Raw genomic sequence first — 23,266 nt, 5'->3', positions numbered from 1 at the left:
TGGGCAGAATATCTGCCCAAATTGAGCCGGGAAAAATTCATTGTTACTTTTAGTTGCTATAAACTTCAATTTCTTGTTTATCTTGACGGAAGTTATACTTCACATCTAAAGCGTGCGCCACAATTAGTTCTTGCTCAGCTTTGTGAGCGAACGGATCGCCACCAGATGGGCTAGAACGATCTGGGCGTCCAATGTAACCTGTTTTCACTGTATCTCCAGCTAGTTCGAACAGAATTGGAGCCATGTAATGCCATGCACCCATATTACGAGGTTCTTCTTGAACCCAAATAATTTCTTCTAAGTTTTTAAAGCGTTTCATAATAGATTGAACTTTTTCAGCAGGGAATGGATACAACTGTTCAATGCGAACGACATGAACTTCATCTAAGTTGTATTCATGTTTACCAGACTCGATTTCCGTTGCTAAGTCAATCGCCATTTTACCTGTACTTAAAACAAGACGTTTAACTTTATTTGGTTTCATGCCAAGGTTTTCTTGTTCTAAAGCAGGTTGGAAACGTCCTTCGCTTAACTGACTAGCAGTTGAAAGCGTAAGTGGGTGACGTAATAAACTCTTTGGCGTCATAAGTACTAAAGGTCGAACAGCTTCTGTTCCTAAAATAGATGCTTGACGACGCAAGATATGGAAGTACTGTGCTGCGCTCGTTAAGTTTGCAACTGTCCAGTTGTTTTCAGCAGCTAACTGTAAGAAACGCTCTGGACGTGCACTAGAATGCTCTGGTCCTTGACCTTCATAACCGTGTGGTAATAGAAGAACTAAACCAGATTTTTGACCCCATTTTGCTCTTCCAGCTGAAACGTATTGATCAAATAATGCTTGCGCAGTATTTGAGAAGTCACCATATTGCGCTTCCCACATAACAAGAGTTTCTGGAGCAAATACGTTATAACCATACTCGTAACCAACAACAGCAGCTTCTGATAACGGACTGTTATGAACAGAGAATGAAGCGTTAATGTTTGGTAAGCGATGTAATGGTGAATATGTTTCGTTTGTATCAGTATCGTGTAATACGATGTGACGATGCGCGAATGTACCACGCTGTGAATCTTGACCAGTTAAACGAATTGGCGTACCTTCTTGTAAAATAGAAGCGAATGCTAATGACTCAGCAAGTGCCCATTCAATTTTACCGTTCTCTTCAAGAGCATCTTTACGGCGCTCAAGAATTTTCTTCACCTTCGGATATACGTTAAAGCCTTCTGGCCAAGATAATAGACCTTCATTCATTGCACGAAGTGAGTCAAGTTCAACACCAGTATCAATTGGCTGAATGCCTTTTGCAACAACATCTGGTACTTTAACGTGAATTGTTGCATCGCTCGTATCAGCTGGTGGTACTTGTGCATAATCAGATTTTAATTGTTCTTGTATAAATTGAGTAATTGTTTCAACCTCATCTGCATTTAGAACACCAGCAGCTTGTAATTGATCTGCATAAATTGCTCTTACAGTTGGGTGATTTTTAATTTTTTTGTACACTTGTGGTTGCGTAACTGCTGGGTCATCCATTTCGTTATGACCGTAGCGACGGTAACCAATTAAATCGATTAAGAAGTCTTTTTTGAACAACGTACGATATTGAATCGCCAGGTTAGCAGCAGCAAGACAAGCTTCTGGATCATCAGCGTTCACGTGAACAATCGGAATATCAAAACCTTTTGCAAGGTCGCTTGAATATTTCGTAGAACGAGAATCATAGCTATCAGTCGTAAAACCAACTGCATTGTTTGCGATAACATGAATTGTTCCGCCCGTTTGATACGCGTTCAATCTGCTTAAGTTTAGTGTCTCAGATACAATACCTTGACCAGGGAATGCAGCGTCACCATGAACTAAAACTACGAATGATTTAGAAGTATCTTGTTCTGGAAGACCAGACTTTTTACGATTCTCTTGAGCTGCACGTGCGAAACCTTCCACAACAGGGTTAACGAACTCAAGGTGACTCGGGTTATTCGCTAATGTAACGCGAGTGCTAACTTCTTCATTCCCAACGACTTGTTCTCTACCTAAATGGTATTTCACGTCGCCAGTCCAGCCAGCATTTGCCACTGCGCCTTCTATTTTTGCATGTTTGAATTCAGCAAACATGTGAGTATATGGTTTTTCTAATACGTGAGCAAGTACGCTTAGACGACCGCGGTGAGCCATACCAATCATGACATCTTCAACGCCGCCCTTAGCACCTTCTAGCACAATTTCATCTAGAACTGGTACAAGCATATCAACGCCCTCGATAGAGAAACGCTTTTGCCCAACGAATGTTTTATGCAAGAATTGCTCGAAACCTTCAACAGCTGTTAAACGTTTTAAAAGAGCAGTTCGTTTTTTATTTGATAATGGTTGACGCAATGAATTTGATTCCACCATTTGATGCAACCACGCGCGTTCTTCACTATCTTGTATATGTGAGAATTCATAAGCTAAAGATTTTGTATAAACGTCTTTTAATCTATGAATTACATCAAGTGCAGTGTGAATACCCTCTGGTGCATCTTGCCATACTGTTTTAGCTGGAATCGCTTTCAAGTCAGTATCGCTCAATTCGTTCATTGCTTTCTCAAGAAGAGATTGTCCGTTTGCAGCATCTTCCATCGGGTTGATGTGAGCCAACGTATGCCCGAAAGAACGAATCTGCTCAACGAGTTGAACGACTTTAAGAATTTTTTCAATGTTACCTGTGTTTTGAGGAGAAAAATGTGTTGCTGTGTTGTCCCCTGTTACGACATCATCTTGAAACGAAGGAGCTCCAAAAATTTCAAAAAGCTCTTGTAATTCCGGATCAACAGAACCTGCTCCAGTTACGTAAAGATCATACTGTTCAATAACATAACCAAGGTTCGGACCATGGAACTTGGCCCAAGGGTTTGTCGTTGTATTCTTCCTCGTCATTTGTTTAAACCTCCCAATGCATATAATCCTTTTCCTATACAAAAGGTGCATTTTGCTCTTTTTCAATAATTGATGAACTAATAATTAATGTAAATGTTGTCTTTACTCTTATGTTATTACAATAATTTACATAATACCAAACACTATTACTTATCTGTTTTGTAAAAAAACATTCACAATAACTTATCACCCAAGTTAATCTTTCATGTTATAAAGTAATTTTACAGAAAAATGGAGTGGATATATTTGGTATACCTACACTAACAACTATAATTGTTGCATTTACATATAGGTATAATAGTTAGAATGTTTCGATAAAATAAAGTTCGAATTATGTATATTGAAATAATAAGCGCTTTCATTGATATTATACAACAATATAACGGAATATAGTATAAAAAATAAAAAATTATGAATTTAGAGTAAACTTTATTTCGGTAGTGTTAAATATTGAAAGGAAAACGAAGGATTTCTACAAAAAAAGTGGCTAAACATAAAAAATGCTTCATAAACCGTTAGTTTCTATTAATATGCCGAAAAATACCGTAAAACAAATAACGCATTTCATCCAATAAAGCGGCAAATGAAATATTTTAAAAGGATAAAACAAATATGGAGATATTAAATTTTTATAAAAATGGAGAAGGGATATAGTAACGGATATATACATTGTTCCATGTTGCATTACAAAATAGACGTGCTGAAATTGAAAAAGTTTCTTCTATAATAAAGTGAAACTTTAATCAGTGTGGGGTTTGTCCATCCACCACTGATTATTAGCCTTCACCAATCGGGCAGTTATTTCCCACCTAAATTCCTCGCATTCACTGAATTTTGAGGTGGGAGTCTTACTGCCTGTTAATGCGGGATAAATAGCGTGAAACAAACTGAAATATATGTAAAGGAAACTTGACGTAAAGTTTCATTTACATATATACTCGATATAAGGGAGGAGGGAGAAATTTCCTTGGAAAATAAAATGGTCGAATATCGAAAAAAATTTGGACTATCTCAAGAAAAATTGGCTGAGAAACTTGGAGTTTCCAGACAAACCATCATTTCAATTGAAAAAGGGAAATATGATCCATCACTTCCGTTAGCATTTGAAATAGCGAAAACATTTCAAACAACGATAGAATATGTGTTTATTTACGAAGGAAAAGAAGAGGGGGAGTAAGAATGAATGATTCACAAAAGTACTTTGTTTTTATGGGAATTATCTTTTTAATTATGAGTGTATTTATGATACTAGCAGGTATAATGACACATTCAGCACCACCAAGTCCTACTTATACGTTACTAGCAATGATGATTATGTGTTTCTGCTTAAGTTACTTACACCCGCAATTTAAAGAAAAAGATGAGCGAATGAAACTCATTCGTTATAAAGGGATGTTCTTCAGTTTTTTTGCATTAACAGCGTATTATCTCCTTTTCTCTATCGGCTTAAATTTAAAAGTAATGACACTATCTGCGGTTGAACTATTAAATATACTTATGGCACTTACAATGAGTACTGTCTTTATCTCATTTGTTGTTTTGGCAAAAAGATATTAAGATGGAAGAGAGAAAGGAAGATTAACATATGCAAATGATGTATGCTTTTGGTATGGGGATCGTTTTATTTTTAGCGGTGTTCCTATTCATTCGTAAAGACGTTCAAGGCGGGACGTTAACGAAACGAGGATTTTATAAAATGATCGGCTGTTTAGTTGTTATGTTTATAGCGATCATCGTAATGATTGTATTAATTACTCAATCATTATAAATTTTAAAAATGAAACCTTACTTTTTGTAAGGTTTTTCTTTTTGTATAAAAAAACCTAAAAATTACCACAAAAACCATTTACTACATGGAAACTATATTGTATAATCCAATAAAATAATAGAAAAGGAGAATAGTATATGAATAAAAAAGCTATCTTCTTTTTATTAACAAGTCTACTACTTGTAGCTAGTATTACTTATATAATATGTAACAAAAGAGAACAAGTACCACCTATATTAGTATGGGAGGACCAAGAATACTACGTTACGGATGAACCTGCTCAAGCAGAAGAAGTCGGGCAAAGGCTCGGAGAAGTGACAAAGAAAATTGAAGCAAGTAAAGCACCTACTAAAAATAGTGAATCTAATACATTACAAGAAAAAACAGAAGTATTCACAATGATTGAAGAAAAAAAAGATGATCAATTGCCTTTAATCATAAAGGAACCTTATGGTGATGAATATAGAATAGTAAGGCCGATGTTAAAGCAAGTACTATAATAGAAAAGGAGACTCATATGCAGACAACAGCTTCATATCCGTGGTCGTTAAGAAAAATATTTGTCTTTTTCCTTTGCTTTATTCTGCCTCCTATCGGTGCCATTTACATTTTCATGAATAGAGAGGCGCTACAAAAGAGAGATTTCATTTTATATGTATTATTTGCTGCTATTAATATATCGCTTTGGTTATCATTGATGATTTTTGATAGGAGTATGTGGATGATAGCGGGGCATGATGTGCTTAGCGTAATTGTTATTATTGTTTCGAATATGAATAAGGGATAACCCAGCAATTTTAAAGTTGCTGGGTTTTATTTTGATATTTATAATGAAGTAATAAATCTTTAATAGAGAGTAGTGGCGTTATGAAATGGAGAGCAGGAACGTTTGAAAAAATAGAAACAAACCATACATCTATTGAACAAATTATAAACACATATAAGAAACAAAACTTAAATGGTGGAGCGGTTATAAGCTGTTTTAAAGTACATAACGAAAACTTTTTCAAAGAAATACCACATGGAGAAGATGGACACGAGCACTTTTTCAGAAGAATCTGCAACTCTTTAGATATAATCAATAACTTAGAAGAATTAAAAATACATACATCAGATAAATATAAGTTTCGTTTTAAAGAGCATCAGGCAGTCATGCTTGATGGTAGCATTGCCGCTCAAATTTTGTGGGGCGGAGCGTATGAAGCATTTCAAGAACGACCGGTTGTTGCGAAGCAATGAGCGATTAATGTATGCCAATATATGTTTCAAGATCGATACGAAGATATTAAAGTGTTTGAAAGTGACCACCCTTGGACAGATTGGTTTTACGATGTTGCATGGGATGCTACTTGGATGGTGTTAGATAGTAAGGAGCATAAAATGTGGCTGATTTGTGCTACGGATACGGATTAAAAGATAAAGAGCCTTGTAGAAATGCTACAAGGCTCTTTATCTTTTGGGAAAGAATAGAAAATAAATCGTATAAATATTATACTAAAAAATGTTTGTAATGTAAGTTTTATACTGTTGTATAGTGATGGCTTACTAGAAAAGAAAAGGTAAGGTAAGAGGAGAATGAACGTGAAAAAGGTAAAGAAATTATTGCTACTGATGATGGTAATAGGGTTAACAGTTGGTGTTCTAGCAGGATGTGCAAACCCGAAAGATACTGCTGAAGAATTTTTAACAGCAATACAAAAAGGGGATGTAGAGAAGGCTCGTACATTCGTTGAAAGTGACAAGGAATTTAATAAACTAAATGAAAAAACAGATGATGCTGAAGCAAAAGAAATGCTAAGCGCAATTACGAAAAACTTTAAATTTGAAAAACTAGAAGAAGTATCAAAAACAGATGACAAAGCAGAAGTGAAAGTGAAAATTACATCTGCTGATCTATCTGTTGCCGTAACGAAAGCAATGGGAGAAGTTATGCCAATGGCCTTCGCTAGTGTCTTTAGCGAAGATAAAGAGCAATCTGAAAAAGCAATCGAAAAAACAATGACGTCAGCTATCGTCAAACATTTATCAGATAAAGATGCAATAATGGCAACACGCGAAGTTACACTAAACTTAAAGAAAAATAAAGATGGTGACTACAAAATCGTTGCTGACGATAACTTGAAAGAAGTATTGTTTGCGAATGCTAAGGCTTTGGAGAAGATGTTTGGTGGGAAGTGATTGACTTACATAAAAAATGAGACATCATATCACGTAGTAGGGTGATATGGTGTCTCTTTTTATGAACCTGGAGAGGTTTGAACTCACGATATCCATTCTAAAAAATTTTATAAATATATAACATAAAGCTAGTTGTAACAGGGGAGGTACTGTATTCTATGTTTTCTTAGGCAGATCCTGTAATGTAGAAAAGTAAAATTTTTAGACCAGATTTTAATTAGTTTTCTTTCAGTTTTAATGAGGAGGTGTACGAAGATGTTGTGACTATGCCTGCTGAATACTATTAATTGTGAAGTTAAATAAGACAACAATTTATTAGAGGAAGATTAGCTAGTTTAATTATAAGATTTAGGTGTTTAACGGGGTTACTAATTAATTTCAGTTCTCCCATGAAAAATTAAAGAAAAAGTATTGATGAACAAATTCGTGTTTTCAGTGAATGTGAGGACTTCTCTAAATAAAGGTGGTCAACACTATGTAAATAATTAGGAGTGCTAAAATATGCAAAATTGCATATTAATTATTTTAAATCTTATGCTAACCTTATAATGTGAAATATAACATTTGTTGGTAATGATTCATTTTTGAAGCATAAAAAATGAGATATTACAGTGAATTGTGTGCCATCGTCCTATATTATAAACGATAATAACGAAAGCTATTTGAAGCCCTTTGAGGGAAATAAGTTATTAAAGAAGATACCATATAGAAGATTTGTCGGAATTTCAGATGTTACAAATGTCATCTTATTTTTAATGTCTGATAAAAGTGATGCCATTAGAGGGCAAAATATTGTGGTTGACTATGGATATACAATTTTATAAATAAATCATCTTGGGAATTAAGGTTGTGGATAATGAGTTTACTAATTAAAGATTTAACAAAGAAATTTGACGAGCATGTTGCAGTGAATAATTTGAATATCGAGATACCGAAAGGTGAAATATTTGGATTCTTGGGCGGGAATGGAGCAGGTAAAACGACTACATTTCGAATGATACTTGGACTTTTATCGAAATCAAGCGGAACCATTTCATGGAATGGTAAACCTATAAATTATGATGTTACAGATAAGATTGGGTATTTACCAGAAGAACGTGGTCTTTATGCGAAAATGACTGTCAAAGAACAAGTTAACTTTTTTGCAAAATTAAAGAATATGAAAAGTAAAGATGCAGAAAAAGAACTGCACTATTGGCTGGAGCGTTTTAATATAACTGAGTATCTGAACAAAAAGGTAGGAGAACTTTCAAAAGGGAATCAACAAAAAATTCAGCTGATAACAGCGATTATACATAAGCCTGAACTTTTAATTTTAGATGAACCATTTAGTGGTTTAGATCCAGTAAATGTTGAAATGTTAAAAGAAGCTGTTCTTGATATGCAAAAACAAGGGTCGTCGATTCTTTTTAGTTCACATCGTATGGAACATGTGGAAGAATTATGCCAACACATTTGTATCATGCACAAAGGAGTACCTGTTGTTCAAGGAGACATTGCCAAAATTAAAAGTGACTTTGGTAAAAAGAATGTTGTAATCGTTGGCGATCATGACTTTGATCATTTGAAAGAAATAAAAGGTGTAGAAAGTATGAAGAAACGTAAGAATGCAGTTACTCTTAAAATTTCATATGAAGAAGTTTCGCATGTTTTATTTAAAGAGATAACGAAATTAGGGTATGTTAAAAAGTTCGCAGTGGAAGAGCCTACACTAAATGACATCTTTATTGAGAAAGTAGGTGCACAGCATGAGTAGTTTCTGGACGATTTTTATACAAAACTATAAATATAAGGTGATAGCTAAATCATATATTGCTATTACAATCATAATTTCTATGTTAATTATAGGACTGATGAACTTTGACAAAATTTATAACTATTTTGTAGGTAACGAGGAAGAGCAAGTTGTCATTGTTACAGAGAAAGAAGAATTATATACAACTATTCATCAAGTGTTTAAAAATGTCGATAGTAAGATGCATGTTAAACATAGTACGGATAAACAAAAAGCAGAATCGGGCGTTAAAAATGGTGATTATTCATATGCTATCGTTGTAGAGGAATTGGAAAATAAACAACTAAAGGCTACGTATATAACTGAGACAGATGTAAATCAGCAAGATGTTAGCAAGGTTCAAACGATTTTATCTCAAATACAATCTTCTAATTTCGCTCAGCAATTGAATCTATCGCAAGATGAATTAAAGGTGTTAACGACGCCAGTAGAAATTCATACCAAAACTGTTTCAGATAAGGTTAAAGATGGAGAACATACAGAGGGTGTAGGAATTTTAATTAATACCTTTATCATGCTAAATTATTTTATGATATTATTGTATGCTGCGCAATTAGCTACAGATGTTGCAACAGAGAAATCTTCTCGTGTAATGGAGTTAGTTGTTTCAAGCATATCACCTACAAAACATTTATATGCAAAGCTCTTTTCAACATTATTGGCGGGTATTACGCAAATCATAACTTGGGGCTTGATCGCAACTATTGGGTATAAAATAGCAATTAATGAATCAAAAAATGATATTTTAAATAGTATTGATTTAAATTCTGTTGCTCCTACTCTAGTGGCTTATGGGATTCTATTCTTTACATTAGGATTCTTATTATATGGCTCATTATCTTGTCTACTCGGCTCTATTATTAGTCGTATAGAGGAATCTTCTCAAGCTGTTATGCCACTGATGTTTATGTTAATTGCTGCTTTGTATATCGCACTTTATGGAATGTCAAATCCAAGCAGCACGGTTGTTACCGTTACTAGTTATATACCTTTCTTTACTCCTATTGTTATGCTCGTACGAATTGGATTCCTCAATATTCCAGTATGGGAGATTGCGCTTACATTAGCGATTCTATTAGCAACAATATGTATGATGATTGGTTTAACGAGCCGTGTTTACCGCGGCGGCGTATTATTATATGGTAAAGGTGCATTTAGTAATATAAAGAAAGCAATCAAGTTAGGGAAGAAATAAGATTAGCTCATTCATTTTTGAGACTTATATTTACAAAGAACTACATGGTTAATCTATGTAGTTCTTTATTTTTTGTAAAATGTATATAAATAAATATAAAATAATGTGTTGTCAATTTAGAAAGCGTTGATAATTTAAAAAACCTTATGTTGTAAACGATAGAAAAAGAAGAAGTAGGATCATAAACACATATGCACCATTAGGTAAATACGTGGAATTTATAAAATAGGTAGGGACTGTTTCGTTCCCTACCTATCTATCTATTTCAGAATATCGATATTCAATTTTATATATAAAAAAATAAGCTCCGAAAAGCTTATTTTTTCATGATTATTCTCCTCTTCCTGTAACTGTCATTCCTGCTGTGTAAATTGTATCTACAGAACCATCAGCACTTACAATTTCAACTTTGTAACGGTATGTTCCATTATCTCCAATATCTTCGCCATATCCTGTGAAAGTAGAAATTTCATCATTACTTCCAGCTGGAACCCATTGATTTTTCCAATTGAAGAAAGTATCATATTCTCCCCAGCTATCTCCATATTTCTTTTCGATGCTGACATTGTAATGAATATCCTCAGTTCGGTCATTTGTAATTCTTGCAATTACGTTTTGCCCAAATCGGTATTCCGTAGCGTGTACTTGAACTGTAACACCATTCATCGTTTCGCTAGGACCACAGATATAACGACAGAACTCGCTTGCTCCGTCAGCATGTGCTTTAGGTGTATCAATGTTCATAACCGTGAAACCGCCCAAAGCTAAAGCTCCTGTTAATAATACTTTACCAAATGTTTTCACTTGAAATTCCCCCTAAGTATATTCTCAATTCGTTCAATAGATATCACATTAAGTAGTTTTATAACATTAATCTAATCGAACGCTTTTTTTCCTCGAGTGTATTCGCTATTAATCTTTTATTGTGTAGTAATCTAATACCTACATAAAATTCCATAGTGTTGATTCCATATAGGTATCATGATTTACATAGAATAAATCTGTTAATACGTTTTGGTTATTTACTTATCCCACCTTCATTTTACCTTTTATTGGTAAAATGTTATTTTTATTATATACTACTATTATTTATTTACAAGAGAAAATAATCCTGTATGCAAAAGTGCATGATAAAGTCTCATTAACATTTTCTTTAATTTTTTGATGATACGATTTTTTAACATCTTTAATTATAGAATTGTACCTTCATTCCATATCCTTTAACCATCCTTCACGTAGAAATATACTCGTGTTGATTTGTCCCGTTTTCAATAGCGCATTCATACGAGCCCTTGAAATCCCCAATATTTCAGTCACTTTCGAAGTCAATAAAATTTCTGTTTTGGCAAATTCCCTTTTATCGAATGGTTGCATTATATATACGTCGGTCATAGCAATTGCTCCTTATAAAAAAATGGGCCTATGTTAAACATAGACCGTTGTATACCATTGTGCTTAGTAAGCGCTTGGGTTACCTCGTAAGATAGTTTCAATTCGCTCAGCGGATTGAAAATCAAACAATTTTATTACAAGCAGTAAATCACAGCATCTCGTTTCCTTGAGAATTTCCGCTACCAAACTTGCATCTTCTAACAGCCCCATTTCTACATAGCGCTCCATTGTTCTGATTCCTATTTCTGTATCTTGATGCACGTAAATATGGCCATCAAAGCATACACATTCATTTTTTAATCAATAAACCCAGTCATAAATAAAATTTGTTGTAATATCGGTCATATAGAATATTTGAGCATTTTCTGTTCCATGAAATGCTTTTATACTATTAAACATAAGAAGGAATTGATTCAATGATTTTGGGGCGTGAATTCTGTTTTACTTTACTATCAATAAATCTTTCGAATACGCGTTCAACAGAATATTCTTTTGAAATTTTGCTAGTTTTCCGTTTGTGGGGTTGTCGTTTTTTTACGATTTCTTTTTCTGTGAAGTATGTTAAAGACATAAAAAAAACTCCTTCATTCTCATTTAGAGTTAAAGGAGGAGTTTCGATCAAAACTTGAGCGGTACTCACCGTTAGTTTTGCTCAAAATATGAAATTATCAACAGTTGATACAAAAGGATATGACCCCGGAGAGGCTCGAACTCACGACCTCCACCCTGTCAAGGTTTGGAAGTTGGGGGTTTATGTATATCAAGTATTTTTATTACGTTTTTAACGAAAAAACCACTTCACATGAATTATTTACTAATTTTATTATAAAAGGGTCATTTATTGTTGTAAAGTGGCTAAACCTTCAAGGAATGTCTTTTTTCATAATTCTATTCGCCATATACACATTCTTTGGTGATAAAGAACCTTAATTTTAAAAAACTTTTTGAAAGATTGCTTTTCTACCTGTAATGCCCTATGGTTTCAAAGATATTATAATAGAGGAAGCTTTAAATAGTTTCCTACGGATAATGATAGTTGAATTGATCTCCTATTAACTAAGGTGTGTCGTATGACATGCCTTTTTTTATTTATATGAAGTTCCCAAAAAAAGAAGGTGAATAACTTGGAATACAAACAGGACTTTGACCATCGTTTTATTAAACCTGTCAGGCAGTTGAGAAATCAGACTCAATCAGATTTTGAACAGGTCATGGGCGTTGATAGAAGTACCATCGGAAAACTAGAACGAGGTGAAATAGAGTTCACACCGCTGTATCACAGCAAATTTAAGGACGCTATTAAACGATTACGAGTTTCTAACGTTGAGTTAGCCAGTGTTCGCAGAATCTTAGAAATGAAGGCTTCAAGAGGCTACAAATAATATCTACTATTGGAGGAATGGGAAATGGAAGTAAAAGATTTATTCGTTGAAACAAAACAAGTTATAGCTGAGTACAAGGCAAAAGCTGAGGTACTGGACAAGGAAGAACAGGAACTACAAATGGAACTAGCAGTCATGCAAGAGGAAATGACAGCGATTCTACTGGATCAGGAAAATGCGAACTTGTCAGAACGTATTTATTTAAAAGCACAAGCAAAGGGAATCAATTCAAAATTAGAAATCATTCATTCTATGATGGAAGAACTGGACGGAAAAAGATCAGCGTTGAAACGTGCTTATGTTCCAGTATTTCAAGATGTATTGAGAAAAGACCGAACTACTTCTTATGAGTATGACGTGACAGAACTTGCTATCCGTCACCGCTATGAATTGTTAACTGAGGTAGCTGAAATGGGGAAACAGTTCAAAAAACAATACCATGAAATTGCACCTGATATTTATGAAGTGTTTGAAGATACAAAAGTTAAAGAAGAGTTTCCACGTTTGGAACACTCATTCAATCAAGAACAATACCAGCCATTCTTTACATGGTTTGAGACATCTGTTGTTTCTAAGAATGAAATGTTTTCCGCTACTCGTGGGAATTTACCAGAACACTTAAAACAACCAAAGGACGTGGAATAAATGAACTTAACTAGCATTGTAAAACAAGACGTACTAGCGGAACTGAGGAAGGGTAACACAGAAGTATTAAAAGGCTTACCACCAGTATTGGCAATGCAGTATGGATTGGCATTGCAAAATGAAGCTGGTCACTACATTGAAAAATCACCTGTCAATGATAGCGAATTATCAAAGGCCATGATTAACCAATTACAAGACAGTGGTGTCAAAGAACGCCTTATCAAAGAAATTGAAGCGGAAGAAAAGGCACACGCTGACAAGATAGCATTAGCAAAAGAGATTACAAAAGAGGTCACTGGTGAATAGCTGGTGATCTTTTCTGTTTTAAAGGAGATATGGAGAAATGGAAGCAAAGGATTGTTGCAACTTAGTTAAAGAATTTAACGGGGAAAGTAATTGGTGTGTATTAAAAGACGCCCACTGTCCGTTATTAGTTAAACATGAACGCTACAACTTTGATAAAGAAGAGATTAAGTGCGACTACTTAAATTTATTAAATGGCATTGATTCTAAACATGGCGTAGTCAAAGAGGTTTTAGTTTCCTCAAAAGAATGCAATGGCTGTAAAAGGATATTCAAAACTAGTAATTTGCGATTGAGATATTGTTCTGACATATGTAGAGAGTCAGCTAGACGAAAAACAGAAAGGAACAGTAGAATACGCAACAGTTTAGCAAAATGAGGGCTTGGTATAAAGGCATTCTCAGGCCAAAAAATGAGGGTCGGGTATATTCCTATTCAGACCTCAAAAATACTACTTAAACTGTTGCTTAATCAACTATGAAAAGAGGAACTATTATGGATAAATTAGAATATGAAGCAAGATTAAATAAGGATTATGGTGGTACTATAACGCCTGTAACACGCTACACTAACCAACATGCTACAATGCTATTCCACTGTGATAAGTGCGGTGCTGATTTTTATAACAAGGCTAGATATATGATAGGGAAAGACCATCAAAAACATATTTGTACTATGCCTTATGGAGATAGTTTTGGTACTAGGTTACAGCATGCTAGTAGTAGTAAAATGGTCTCTCACAAACGTAGAAAGAAGGAATCCCCTAATAAAATAGCAAAAAGACTATATCAAATGATTATAGAGGACTACACACCTAAACAAATAGCACAAGAATTACAAGTTAACCCAAATATAATTAAAGATCACTTTAAAGCTGAGGGACTAATTTAATTGTCCCTTTTGCTTTTGCCATTCCTTTGCTATGCTTCGATTCTCCTTTATTTCTTCTAATCCCTTATGCACGTCAGCAAAGCCCTGTTCGAATGTCGCTTGTATCCCTTTATGTACATTCTTCAAATCGCCCAACTTACTTTCTACTGAGGTGGAGGTTTCCTTACCACTTAACTCATCTAAATCTTCGCCTATGCTATTCACTTTCTTTTCCATTTCACATACCTTCGCATATATCTGTTCCAGTAACTTCTTCTCATTTTCTGTCATGGCAGCACGACCCCCTAAAATATTTTGAAAACCACCCCAAAATTATATTTTTAAGAAGCGGTCATTCGATTATAGCAAATATCTTAACCACCCCCTTCCATCCATACAGCTTAATGACTTGCAGTTGACCACTTTCTACAATATTTACCTCGTCACTATTACTATCCTTCCCCGCACAATAAAAAGAGAGTATTGAGTGATCTCAATACTCTTTTCATGGTTATTGTTCTAATCCATTAGAATACAAAGTAATATGAACATTTAAGGGATTAAGATAGGAGATTTCTACTCCCTCAACCAAGTTTTCATTTTCAAGTTCCTTGATAATTTCTTTTGCAGCCTTTTTAACATCTATTACATAATTAAAAATTTGGGCAACCCCCATTCCCATTCCTCCACCATCACAATGGCCGTTCCCAGTCCAAAATAAACATCCATCAATTATATCTTGCATGGAATGTCTTTTTTTTAGTGTTTCTTCGATTTTATCTTTTTTATAGTTATATTCCACTAAAAGATCAATTAGGTCATGTTCTTCTATATATCGAAACCCTTCTTTAATCTTTTGATTAACTAATTCATCTATTGATTCATTCGCTTTTCCAGGTAACTCCAACTGCATTTCTCTGGTTTCGCCTATATCGCCAACAGAACCAGAATGAACTTTTAATGTCATTCCATCTTTCCAAATGTACCAATATAAAAATCCATTACCAACCTTCTTAATCAATTTAGTTAATAGATCTCTTTTCAATGTTATCCCTCCAATTGAATTTATTAGGACGTCCTAATACTAATATCCCCCCGCCAGCGTCTTTAATACTTATTTTTATATAATTAAAAGTTAGTAGATTACACGAGATAATACGAGATTACACGAGGTTTCACTGGATTACACTGACATGCACAGGTTAACACTGATAAACATAAAAATTATTGTATAAAACTTGCTTTGATTTTTTTTTTCTAAAAAAGTAATTTAAAAATTTTAGTAGAACCCTAATCTTCCGCACTAAAAGTTTAACTTGTTGTAGGTATGGGAAGATGAATTCCATTTAATACCATATAGATTCCGCAAACCATAGCATATATTTTCCAGACGGCAGACCGACCATATATACACCCCCTGCCCCCTATGGTGGGGGTATATATATAGAAATAATCAGTGCGTCACAACGTCACCGCATATTGTCCTCGCCTCGTGTCGTGCTTGCATTGTTCTTGCTGGTTCTCCTACTGTATGTAGTACGCCCAGTACTGGTATTATACAGTCCTTACATATTCATGTTCTAGCAATACGTTTTTGATTGGCACTACTGATTAAGGTTTATGATTTGTCACTGCGTACTGTCAGTGAGTTAATCACTTGTGTTAGTTAACGCTTCTCCTTAATTGATTACAATAGGTGTTTTTTCTACACCTAACACCTTGTATTTTTAGTGATTTATCTATCCTATGATATGGCTGGTTTGTGGTAATATGGAAATAACTACTTTTATAAGGGCGGTATATCAATTGATACATAAACAAATTTTTAATCGAAAACTGTTAAATGAACGATTGGAAAATTTTAAATTAGATCAGATTCCAAACTTCGATGAAAAACTAAAAATATTGACTAATTGGAAACACAGTTTAGAAGACACTGAATTTAAGAAAACTAAAGAAGAATCCTTACAAGGGAGTTTTCTAATTGACTTTTTTAGAAATGTATTAGGATATCAAGATCAAATTGGAAATGATGAGTGGAATTTAATACAGGAAAGTAAATCTTCAACAGATAGTAGCAAAGCTGACGGAGTTTTAGGCTACTTTTCACGTAATAAGCATGATGTACAAGTAATCATTGAATTAAAGGATGCAAAAACACATCTTGACAGTAAACAACGTGGGAGGAAAAATCAGCAAACGCCGGTTGAACAAGCTTTTTCTTATGCTTCTAAACAAGGTAAGAATTGTAAGTGGGTTATTGTTTCTAACTTTAAAGAAATTAGGTTTTATAGAAGTTCGACACAATCCGAGTATGAACGATTCGACATAATTGAATTAACAGACGCAGAAGAGTTCAAACGCTTTTACTATTTACTATGTAAAGAACATCTTATCGATTCAGAAAAAGATTCTAAAACAGATAAGTTTTATGATACAAATGACGCTGAAAAGGAAGAAATTAGCGACAAGTTTTATAAAGAATATAAACAGACTCGTTTAAATGTATTTGAACACTTAAAGACTCATAATCCTCTTGTAGATGAATTAGTCTTATTTGAAAAGACCCAAAAATTGATGGATAGATTTATCTTTGTATGCTTTTGTGAAGACACAGGACTTCTCCCTGAAAATACGTTTAGACGTGTAATTGAAGCTGCAAAATTATCTTATGTAGTAACTGATACACCAATTTGGGAACAATTAAAAAATCTCTTTTTGTCGATAGACAAAGGAAATGAACGAAACAACATCAATAAATTCAATGGCGGTCTATTTAAATATGACGGAGTTCTTGACTCTCTTAACATTCAAGATTCAATCTTTATAGAGTTCACACGAATTTCAAACAATAATTTTAACAGTGATTTAGATGTAAACATTTTAGGTCACATTTTTGAACAGTCTATAACTGATATAGAAGAAATGAAACAAGAGATACGTGGTGAAAAGATTGGCAGGAATGGAAAACGTAAAAAAGATGGTATCTTTTACACTCCTGAGTATATAACTAGATTTATAGTAGAAGATGCTATCGGAGGTTGGCTATCAGCTAAAAGAAAAGAGTTAGGTGAAGCAAATTTACCTGAACTTATTGATATTGATGAATGGTATAACACAAAATTGAAAGAAAGGGAAGCTGAACATGATAGAAAGCTAGATGCTATCGAAAAAAGAAAATTAAAAAGTTCAGCAAAGTCTGTTCGTACCGCTGCTGAAAATAAATGGTTAAATTTTTGGTTGGCGTATAGAGATGTACTCTCAAATATTAAAGTTTTAGACCCAGCTTGTGGTTCTGGTGCTTTTTTGAACCAAGCTTTTGATTATTTGTACAAGGAAGGCATGATTGTAAACGAGGCAATTACGGGATTAGGACAATTAACTCTGTTTGATCTAAATAAGCACATCTTAAAAAATAATTTGTTTGGAGTAGATCTAAACAAGGAATCGGTAGAAATCACAAAGCTTTCTCTTTGGCTGAAAACTGCAAATGCAACAGATGAATTGACTACACTCGATAAAAACATTCAATGTGGTAACAGTTTAATAGACAATGCAAGTCCCGCATTAAAACCTTTTGATTGGTCAGAATCTTTTAAAGACATTATGGACAATGGAGGTTTTGATGTCATTATTGGAAACCCGCCTTATGTACGTAATGAATTTATTGGTCAATACAAACCTTTTTTAGAAAAGAATTATACAGTTTTTAGTGGTAGTGCTGATTTATATACTTACTTTCTAGAAAAAAGTCTAAACTTACTTAAAGAAAAAGAAGGACGGTTGTCACTTATTTTTCCTAATAAGTTTATGAAAGCTAGATATGGAAAGCCTTTAAGAGGCTTCTTGCTTAATTATCAAATACTTAAACTTATTGACTTTGGAGATTTGCCTATATTCCAAGATGCTGTCACCTATCCTTTAATCTTATCTATGAAAAAAGCCTCTCCAAAAAAAGCATATGATATTAAAGCATGTGATGTAAAAGAAAAAAATGTTACAAATTTGGACGAATACTTAGAAGAAAACTCTTTTCCTATTAAGTCGAATAAATTAGATGACGGTTTTTGGTATATAGGCAATGCAGAGAGTACTTCCATCTTCGAAAAAATAAAAAAGCAAGGGACTTCTCTATCTAAATGGTTAGGTAAGGACATCTACGGTGGAATCAAGACTGGTTATAACACCGCTTATATTATTGATGAAGAAAAGAAAATGGAACTCATCAGTGATGATTCTAAGGCTGCGGATATTATACACCCTTTCACTATGGGTACAGATATTCGACAATATCTAGTTGCAGACAAAGATCGCTTTATTATTTTAGTTGAAAAAGGAATAGATATAAGTAATTATCCTAGTATCTTAAATCATCTTAATCAATATAAAGAACCTCTATCTAATAGAAGTGATATTAAGGGTAAAGGTGAATGGTACGAGTTAAGGGCTTGTTCTTATTATGAAGAATATAAGAAAGTAAAAATCATCTTTCCTGATATTGCACCTATACCACGCTTTTCTCTTGATACAGTAGGTAGGTATGTAGATATGACTGGCTTTTTTATTCCTTCTGACTCAAAATATTTATTAGGATTATTGAACTCAGAACTCCTTTTTTACTATATGTTTGCAACAGGTGCTGCAATCAGAGGTGGATACTTACGATTTAAGCGTCAGTATCTTAATGACTTTCCTGTAAAAACTCCTAAAAGTGCTGAGAAGCTTAGAATCGAAAATTTAGCTAATCAACTACTTGAGTTGCATACATCTTTGTATAACGAACAACAATCCTTCTTAGATTATTTGAAAGAGATGAAAGGACTAGAAAAACCTTCGAAAAAGCTAGATAAATTCTTTGATCTCTCTTATAAAGAATTTATAGGTGAATTAAATAAAAAACAGGTGAAGTTAACCGAAGTAGAAGCCTTTGATTTTAAGCCTGTCTTTGAAAAGAAAAAAGAAAAAATAATTTTAACACAACAACAAATTACAGCTGTACAATGCGAAATAGACAAGGAAGTTTACACTTTATACAATTTGAATGATAATGAGATTGCTATTATTAAAAAACAAATCGCTAACTAACTTTTACTTTCATTTAATATATACCTCTAAAAAGGCAGTTACCTCTTCAACAGGTAATTGCCTTTTGTTATACATCGGTGCCATAACTTAAAAGAATTAACACACATAAGCTTCCTCTGTAATATCGAGGTATCTAAGGGTATCGTAACTTAATGGCATAAATCCATATAGAAAAAATACGGATATGCTAAAGTGTCTATAATAGGTCAAGGTTTAGATGTACACTTGTAAGCACTACAAAATAAAAACTGTGGAAAAATCTACTCTAAAAATTTTACTGGAACTACATCTGATAGATCCCAATTCAATATAGTTTTAAGTCATCTTTCTAAAGGTGACGTCACCTTATTGCGGAACGAACACAATAAGGGAAACTATCGCTAAATAAAATGAAAGTTTTAAAGAGGGGCGTCTGAATAAATTTACAAACAAACACGCCTTACAATTACTTCTAATTGATAGCTGTAAAGAATTTGAAAATTTGAGGGGATTGGTAAAAGGACTTTAATTCGTTGAAAGGAAAAACACCCCCAAGATAGTGTTATTATAAAACTAAATGTAAAAAGGGGGATTCTTAATGCACGCAACTATTGTTCAAAATGCTTACAAGCAAAATGAAGTATTAGATATTGTTAATTCATTAGAAGATTTATGTTCACCTAATGATTCTTATGGTTGGGCTTCAGCAGGCATATATTCATTTTGGGATTATAATACCAAAGAGGTTCTTTATATTGGTCTAGCTGTCGATCTAGCAGAAAGATTCAAGCAACACAATGGTATAATACCTATGCGAGAAAACGGATGTAAATTCATTAAAATCCAAGAATACTTTACTACTAATGAGAAACTAGGATACAGTGTGTTTCTTCAATCACCATTAAGCCAACCTGTCACTAGAAAAAACATTGATACATGGTTTAAACACGACTTATCTCAAGTTTCTACTAGAGATTTCGTTTACGAACAATCAAAAAATGACCTTCGTCAAATTGAAGGGATTTTAATTGAAGCATTCAGGATGCGACATAATAGATTACCTTCATGGAATAGTGTAGGTGGTAGCATTAGTGGACAAAGAAATACTACTGAAGGAAATTATGATATTGTGTATGATTTCTCTCATCAACGTAATTCTCCTTTAGTTTCAAGATCAACTTTAAAAGAACTATCCGAAAATCCTACGTATGAGTTATACGAAAATTTTTTACACGGCATCAGACAATACATGTTATATTCCAGAATATCTTTTGACGAGGCTTTGCCTCATATTCTAAAAATAGACCACTTAAAAATTTTTGAACGTATTATAGAAGAAGATTATCTAAAGAAAAAGTTGTTATACTAAAAGATAGACTTAAATAAATTAGGGGTAAATCCTTACCCCTTTTTATTCTCATCACTTTTTAAACTTGTTTCATTCCACGTTCTTCCCCAACAAAGTGCCCCCAGTCATAAGCCAACTTCAAGATTACAATTTCATCAATTGTAAGTTTACGTTCTAAATAACCCTCAATGTAAGCCTTTGTAGGTGCACTTACACCAACTGGTCTTTTTGAGTCGGAATGGTTATGAAATAGATAATCTAACAATCTAAACCTCTCACTGTTCTCCATGTGTTTCATGTATTTAATCATTTCTTCACAAGTTTTTTGGTCATTGTTATCTTCTTCCTCGTCTCCAAACACCGCTATAGAGTTTAGGTGTCGAATTTCTTCAACTGACTTAGTACCTTCGAAATGCTTTTCTGATAATACCTTTAACAATTCAAGTTTCTCAGTATCGTCCATTTTATACATATTTACTAAAATCTCATCGGCTGTCATTTTCTTAGTCATTACAGCTGTACCTCCTAAAATAATTTAAAATCCCATTGCAAAATAATTTTTTAAGAAACGGTTATTGAATTATAGCAAAAACTTGAACCACCCTCTTCTCCATAATGCTGTACAGTGCATTTAGTAAGGGGATTGTCCATAAAGAAAAAGTTAATCGTCTCAAAATTGTTTATGAATATTCCATTTTATACCATATGGTATTTTCAGACCGTCCTGTATATTCTTCATTTACTAGACCAGCCCATATAGAGAGGTCGCCCCCATAGGGTAGGGGCATTGTAATACAAAAAATAGCGAATCCATATGTACCGCCCAGCGTCCTCGCAAATGTCCTCGTTGATCTCGTTTATTACTTATCTGTTGTTTGTTCTTCTTTCGTTCTTCTTTCATTCGTTCTTTTCTTGCCTGTTGCCCTCACCTCGCCTCGTGTCTTTTGCCATGTCTGTTACTTCTCTTTTCGTTTATCTTACTGGTATCCTTGTCGCTGATAGTAGGGTATATAGTACGCCCAGCTTAGTCCTTAACCTATTATCTTACCAACGTAGTACCGACCAGTATTGGTATTATACAGTCCTTCCTTATCTATGTTCCAGCAATACGTTTTTGATTGACACTTTTGATTGAAAGTAATTGTAGTGTGGCTTTCAGCAAGTGTTTTCACCTGTTCCGTATCATAAACCTTACAATTGTTGACACTCGTAAAGAATGGCTGTATTATAGGATTTACAGAGTATCAAAAAGTCGTATCAAATAGAAATTATAAAAAAGGGGAATTTAACTATGATTTATGGCTACGGACGTGTTAGCACAAATAAACAAGAACTGGATATTCAAATTAAAGCACTAAAAGAAGCAGGTGCTACAAAAATATATAAAGAAAAGATCAGTGGGGCAAAAGCTGACAGAAAAGAACTTAATCAACTATTAGAAGTAATTAAAGCTGGTGACACGCTTGTAGTAACTAAGGCTGACCGTATAGCACGTTCTTTATCACAATTAGAGACAATCGTTACTGAATTAACTAATAGAGGTGTAGCGGTACACATCATCAATATGGGAATGTTTACAGCTGAGACAATGGAGAATCCTATGACAAAACTATTATTCAATGTATTAGGTGCATTTGCTGAATTTGAACGTTCTATGATACTTGAGAGAACTCAAGAAGGCATTAAGGACGCAAGAGAGAAAGGCGTGAAGTTTGGTAGAAAGTCCAAAACTCATAAAATTGAAGGTGCTTTATTACATGCTATTAAAGAAGTTGAAGCTGGTAACATATCACAGCCTGAGGGTGCTGAATTTGCTGGGTGTAGCGTGGCAACATTTAAAAGAAGGCTGAAAGAATACCGAGAAGAACAAGGGGCTAACTAATAGCCTCTTTTATTTGTGCAGAAAAAATAATTTTGAGGCGACTGTATAAAGAGGGAGTGGAAGCGAAAAAAGTGACAATTGCATAGAAAAGCACAACTAATCCATTTTTATGAATGTAGTCGTACCAAGGGCTGAACACTACTTTTCAACATTTCACTGATTGTGCATCCCATAACTGAATTCACACATAAGATTCATGAAATTACGATATATAATACCCCCCCTCAGAAATAATCTGAGAGGGTTAATATACTATTAAGATTATGCTAGTCACTATTTAGCTAGTTTCATAAACTCGTCACTGTGGCTATCCTTGTATTTCATAAACAAGCCATAACAATCTTTTCGACTCTTACCATTTACAATACTTCTAATAGTTGCCTTAGTGACAGGGAACATTGTTTCTAACTGGTAAGGCTGATAACCTTTCACCTTGTTTAGATACAGTATTTTATATACGTCCTTATCTGTCAATTTTACGTTGTTAAATCCAATATCATTCATAAACACCTTTCCTTTCCAAATAA

Annotated in this window: 26 protein-coding genes and 1 pseudogene; 18 read left to right on the top strand and 9 right to left on the bottom strand. The window is 33.9% G+C overall.

The window, feature by feature from the left end; translation table 11 throughout:
- Nucleotides 1-49 precede the first annotated feature (49 nt).
- Nucleotides 50-2,917 (bottom strand): 2-oxoglutarate dehydrogenase E1 component, encoded by a 2,868-nt coding sequence (odhA, locus tag JDS95_RS13295; protein ID WP_000197154.1) that lies wholly within the window; start codon nucleotides 2,915-2,917, stop codon nucleotides 50-52.
- 967 nt (nucleotides 2,918-3,884) lie between these two features.
- On the opposite strand from odhA, the gene JDS95_RS13290 reads away from it, so the two are divergent.
- The 10 genes and pseudogenes from JDS95_RS13290 to JDS95_RS13245 all read left to right on the top strand — a co-directional run bounded on the left by JDS95_RS13290 (nucleotide 3,885) and on the right by JDS95_RS13245 (nucleotide 9,853).
- Nucleotides 3,885-4,094, top strand: a complete 210-nt coding sequence (locus tag JDS95_RS13290) for a helix-turn-helix transcriptional regulator (protein ID WP_000428515.1) — start codon at nucleotides 3,885-3,887, stop codon at nucleotides 4,092-4,094.
- Nucleotides 4,095-4,096: 2 nt separating this feature from the next.
- Nucleotides 4,097-4,474, top strand: a complete 378-nt coding sequence (locus JDS95_RS13285) for a hypothetical protein (protein WP_001000063.1) — start codon at nucleotides 4,097-4,099, stop codon at nucleotides 4,472-4,474.
- Nucleotides 4,475-4,502: 28 nt separating this feature from the next.
- Nucleotides 4,503-4,685, top strand: coding sequence for a DUF3976 domain-containing protein (locus JDS95_RS13280; protein ID WP_001178305.1), 183 nt, complete (start codon nucleotides 4,503-4,505; stop codon nucleotides 4,683-4,685).
- A gap of 137 nt (nucleotides 4,686-4,822) precedes the next feature.
- Nucleotides 4,823-5,185, top strand: coding sequence for a hypothetical protein (locus tag JDS95_RS13275; protein ID WP_085450037.1), 363 nt, complete (start codon nucleotides 4,823-4,825; stop codon nucleotides 5,183-5,185).
- A gap of 17 nt (nucleotides 5,186-5,202) precedes the next feature.
- A complete protein-coding gene (locus JDS95_RS13270; protein ID WP_001195086.1) occupies nucleotides 5,203-5,472 on the top strand; it encodes a hypothetical protein in 270 nt (89 codons plus the stop codon).
- Between the two features lie 80 nt (nucleotides 5,473-5,552).
- A pseudogene (locus JDS95_RS13265) lies at nucleotides 5,553-6,098 on the top strand (hypothetical protein).
- 168 nt (nucleotides 6,099-6,266) lie between these two features.
- On the top strand, nucleotides 6,267-6,863 hold the full coding sequence (locus JDS95_RS13260; RefSeq protein ID WP_199690545.1) for a DUF4878 domain-containing protein: 597 nt from the start codon (nucleotides 6,267-6,269) through the stop codon (nucleotides 6,861-6,863).
- 611 nt (nucleotides 6,864-7,474) lie between these two features.
- Entirely contained in the window at nucleotides 7,475-7,687 is a 213-nt protein-coding gene (locus JDS95_RS13255) for an SDR family oxidoreductase (RefSeq protein WP_226534247.1), read from the top strand.
- 32 nt (nucleotides 7,688-7,719) lie between these two features.
- Nucleotides 7,720-8,619: an ABC transporter ATP-binding protein gene (locus JDS95_RS13250; protein WP_000054717.1), complete on the top strand. Its 900-nt coding sequence runs from the start codon at nucleotides 7,720-7,722 to the stop codon at nucleotides 8,617-8,619.
- A complete protein-coding gene (locus JDS95_RS13245) occupies nucleotides 8,612-9,853 on the top strand; it encodes an ABC transporter permease (RefSeq protein WP_000094233.1) in 1,242 nt (413 codons plus the stop codon). Before JDS95_RS13250 ends, JDS95_RS13245 begins: the two co-directional genes overlap by 8 nt.
- 330 nt (nucleotides 9,854-10,183) lie before the next feature.
- On the opposite strand, the gene JDS95_RS13240 is transcribed toward JDS95_RS13245, so the two are convergent.
- The 4 genes from JDS95_RS13240 to JDS95_RS13225 form a co-directional block, all read right to left on the bottom strand.
- Complete coding sequence (locus tag JDS95_RS13240; protein ID WP_199690544.1) at nucleotides 10,184-10,657, bottom strand: hypothetical protein; 474 nt, start codon at nucleotides 10,655-10,657, stop codon at nucleotides 10,184-10,186.
- Nucleotides 10,658-11,059: 402 nt separating this feature from the next.
- Nucleotides 11,060-11,245 carry a hypothetical protein gene (locus JDS95_RS13235; protein WP_016108042.1) on the bottom strand — a complete coding sequence of 62 codons (186 nt, stop codon included), beginning with the start codon at nucleotides 11,243-11,245 and terminating at the stop codon, nucleotides 11,060-11,062.
- Nucleotides 11,246-11,308: 63 nt separating this feature from the next.
- A complete protein-coding gene (locus JDS95_RS13230; RefSeq protein ID WP_016108043.1) occupies nucleotides 11,309-11,473 on the bottom strand; it encodes a hypothetical protein in 165 nt (54 codons plus the stop codon).
- A 163-nt stretch (nucleotides 11,474-11,636) separates the two neighbouring features.
- Nucleotides 11,637-11,816 carry a hypothetical protein gene (locus tag JDS95_RS13225; protein WP_016108044.1) on the bottom strand — a complete coding sequence of 60 codons (180 nt, stop codon included), beginning with the start codon at nucleotides 11,814-11,816 and terminating at the stop codon, nucleotides 11,637-11,639.
- Between the two features lie 544 nt (nucleotides 11,817-12,360).
- Here JDS95_RS13225 and JDS95_RS13220 point away from each other — a divergent pair.
- The 5 genes from JDS95_RS13220 to JDS95_RS13200 all read left to right on the top strand — a co-directional run bounded on the left by JDS95_RS13220 (nucleotide 12,361) and on the right by JDS95_RS13200 (nucleotide 14,466).
- Entirely contained in the window at nucleotides 12,361-12,627 is a 267-nt protein-coding gene (locus JDS95_RS13220; RefSeq protein ID WP_098212788.1) for a helix-turn-helix domain-containing protein, read from the top strand.
- A gap of 24 nt (nucleotides 12,628-12,651) precedes the next feature.
- A complete protein-coding gene (locus JDS95_RS13215; RefSeq protein WP_149889697.1) occupies nucleotides 12,652-13,272 on the top strand; it encodes a hypothetical protein in 621 nt (206 codons plus the stop codon).
- The gene (locus JDS95_RS13210) at nucleotides 13,273-13,578 is read left to right on the top strand and encodes a hypothetical protein (protein WP_149889698.1); all 306 of its coding nucleotides are present in this window, start codon (nucleotides 13,273-13,275) and stop codon (nucleotides 13,576-13,578) included.
- 37 nt (nucleotides 13,579-13,615) lie between these two features.
- The gene (locus JDS95_RS13205) at nucleotides 13,616-13,954 is read left to right on the top strand and encodes a hypothetical protein (RefSeq protein WP_149889699.1); all 339 of its coding nucleotides are present in this window, start codon (nucleotides 13,616-13,618) and stop codon (nucleotides 13,952-13,954) included.
- 116 nt (nucleotides 13,955-14,070) lie between these two features.
- Nucleotides 14,071-14,466, top strand: a complete 396-nt coding sequence (locus JDS95_RS13200; RefSeq protein ID WP_149889700.1) for an adenylate kinase — start codon at nucleotides 14,071-14,073, stop codon at nucleotides 14,464-14,466.
- Here JDS95_RS13200 and JDS95_RS13195 read toward each other — a convergent pair.
- Nucleotides 14,458-14,736: a chromosome segregation protein SMC gene (locus JDS95_RS13195; protein WP_199690543.1), complete on the bottom strand. Its 279-nt coding sequence runs from the start codon at nucleotides 14,734-14,736 to the stop codon at nucleotides 14,458-14,460. The genes JDS95_RS13200 and JDS95_RS13195 overlap by 9 nt on opposite strands.
- Nucleotides 14,737-14,956: 220 nt before the next feature.
- A complete protein-coding gene (locus JDS95_RS13190) occupies nucleotides 14,957-15,490 on the bottom strand; it encodes a hypothetical protein (protein ID WP_149889702.1) in 534 nt (177 codons plus the stop codon).
- A gap of 761 nt (nucleotides 15,491-16,251) precedes the next feature.
- Here JDS95_RS13190 and JDS95_RS13185 point away from each other — a divergent pair.
- Both JDS95_RS13185 and JDS95_RS13180 read left to right on the top strand, forming a co-directional pair.
- Entirely contained in the window at nucleotides 16,252-19,530 is a 3,279-nt protein-coding gene (locus tag JDS95_RS13185; RefSeq protein ID WP_172624219.1) for an Eco57I restriction-modification methylase domain-containing protein, read from the top strand.
- A gap of 577 nt (nucleotides 19,531-20,107) precedes the next feature.
- Entirely contained in the window at nucleotides 20,108-20,878 is a 771-nt protein-coding gene (locus JDS95_RS13180) for a GIY-YIG nuclease family protein (RefSeq protein ID WP_149889704.1), read from the top strand.
- 58 nt (nucleotides 20,879-20,936) lie between these two features.
- On the opposite strand, the gene JDS95_RS13175 is transcribed toward JDS95_RS13180, so the two are convergent.
- Nucleotides 20,937-21,368 carry a hypothetical protein gene (locus tag JDS95_RS13175; protein WP_149889705.1) on the bottom strand — a complete coding sequence of 144 codons (432 nt, stop codon included), beginning with the start codon at nucleotides 21,366-21,368 and terminating at the stop codon, nucleotides 20,937-20,939.
- A gap of 780 nt (nucleotides 21,369-22,148) precedes the next feature.
- On the opposite strand from JDS95_RS13175, the gene JDS95_RS13170 reads away from it, so the two are divergent.
- The gene (locus JDS95_RS13170) at nucleotides 22,149-22,739 is read left to right on the top strand and encodes a recombinase family protein (RefSeq protein ID WP_149889706.1); all 591 of its coding nucleotides are present in this window, start codon (nucleotides 22,149-22,151) and stop codon (nucleotides 22,737-22,739) included.
- A gap of 273 nt (nucleotides 22,740-23,012) precedes the next feature.
- Here the strand turns inward: JDS95_RS13170 and JDS95_RS13165 are convergent, their stop codons facing one another.
- Nucleotides 23,013-23,243: a hypothetical protein gene (locus JDS95_RS13165; protein ID WP_149889707.1), complete on the bottom strand. Its 231-nt coding sequence runs from the start codon at nucleotides 23,241-23,243 to the stop codon at nucleotides 23,013-23,015.
- Between the last annotated feature and the right edge of the window lie 23 nt (nucleotides 23,244-23,266).

This window comes from Bacillus cereus group sp. N24 (assembly GCF_016483345.1).
GTDB classification, from domain to species: domain Bacteria; phylum Bacillota; class Bacilli; order Bacillales; family Bacillaceae_G; genus Bacillus_A; species Bacillus_A toyonensis.
Note: the sequence above shows the minus strand (reverse complement) of the source record. Positions and strands in the feature narration are given on the sequence as shown.

Excerpts from the sequence above, each read along its gene's own strand:
- odhA (WP_000197154.1), bottom strand. The coding sequence starts at position 2,917 with ATGACGAGGAAGAATACAACGACAAACCCTTGGGCCAAGTTCCATGGT.
- JDS95_RS13285 (WP_001000063.1), top strand. The coding sequence starts at position 4,097 with ATGAATGATTCACAAAAGTACTTTGTTTTTATGGGAATTATCTTTTTA.
- JDS95_RS13280 (WP_001178305.1), top strand. The coding sequence starts at position 4,503 with ATGCAAATGATGTATGCTTTTGGTATGGGGATCGTTTTATTTTTAGCG.
- JDS95_RS13275 (WP_085450037.1), top strand. The coding sequence starts at position 4,823 with ATGAATAAAAAAGCTATCTTCTTTTTATTAACAAGTCTACTACTTGTA.
- JDS95_RS13270 (WP_001195086.1), top strand. The coding sequence starts at position 5,203 with ATGCAGACAACAGCTTCATATCCGTGGTCGTTAAGAAAAATATTTGTC.
- JDS95_RS13250 (WP_000054717.1), top strand. The coding sequence starts at position 7,720 with ATGAGTTTACTAATTAAAGATTTAACAAAGAAATTTGACGAGCATGTT.
- JDS95_RS13245 (WP_000094233.1), top strand. The coding sequence starts at position 8,612 with ATGAGTAGTTTCTGGACGATTTTTATACAAAACTATAAATATAAGGTG.
- JDS95_RS13235 (WP_016108042.1), bottom strand. The coding sequence starts at position 11,245 with ATGACCGACGTATATATAATGCAACCATTCGATAAAAGGGAATTTGCC.
- JDS95_RS13230 (WP_016108043.1), bottom strand. The coding sequence starts at position 11,473 with ATGGAGCGCTATGTAGAAATGGGGCTGTTAGAAGATGCAAGTTTGGTA.
- JDS95_RS13225 (WP_016108044.1), bottom strand. The coding sequence starts at position 11,816 with ATGTCTTTAACATACTTCACAGAAAAAGAAATCGTAAAAAAACGACAA.
- JDS95_RS13215 (WP_149889697.1), top strand. The coding sequence starts at position 12,652 with ATGGAAGTAAAAGATTTATTCGTTGAAACAAAACAAGTTATAGCTGAG.
- JDS95_RS13210 (WP_149889698.1), top strand. The coding sequence starts at position 13,273 with ATGAACTTAACTAGCATTGTAAAACAAGACGTACTAGCGGAACTGAGG.
- JDS95_RS13205 (WP_149889699.1), top strand. The coding sequence starts at position 13,616 with ATGGAAGCAAAGGATTGTTGCAACTTAGTTAAAGAATTTAACGGGGAA.
- JDS95_RS13200 (WP_149889700.1), top strand. The coding sequence starts at position 14,071 with ATGGATAAATTAGAATATGAAGCAAGATTAAATAAGGATTATGGTGGT.
- JDS95_RS13195 (WP_199690543.1), bottom strand. The coding sequence starts at position 14,736 with ATGACAGAAAATGAGAAGAAGTTACTGGAACAGATATATGCGAAGGTA.
- JDS95_RS13180 (WP_149889704.1), top strand. The coding sequence starts at position 20,108 with ATGCACGCAACTATTGTTCAAAATGCTTACAAGCAAAATGAAGTATTA.
- JDS95_RS13175 (WP_149889705.1), bottom strand. The coding sequence starts at position 21,368 with ATGACTAAGAAAATGACAGCCGATGAGATTTTAGTAAATATGTATAAA.
- JDS95_RS13170 (WP_149889706.1), top strand. The coding sequence starts at position 22,149 with ATGATTTATGGCTACGGACGTGTTAGCACAAATAAACAAGAACTGGAT.
- JDS95_RS13165 (WP_149889707.1), bottom strand. The coding sequence starts at position 23,243 with ATGAATGATATTGGATTTAACAACGTAAAATTGACAGATAAGGACGTA.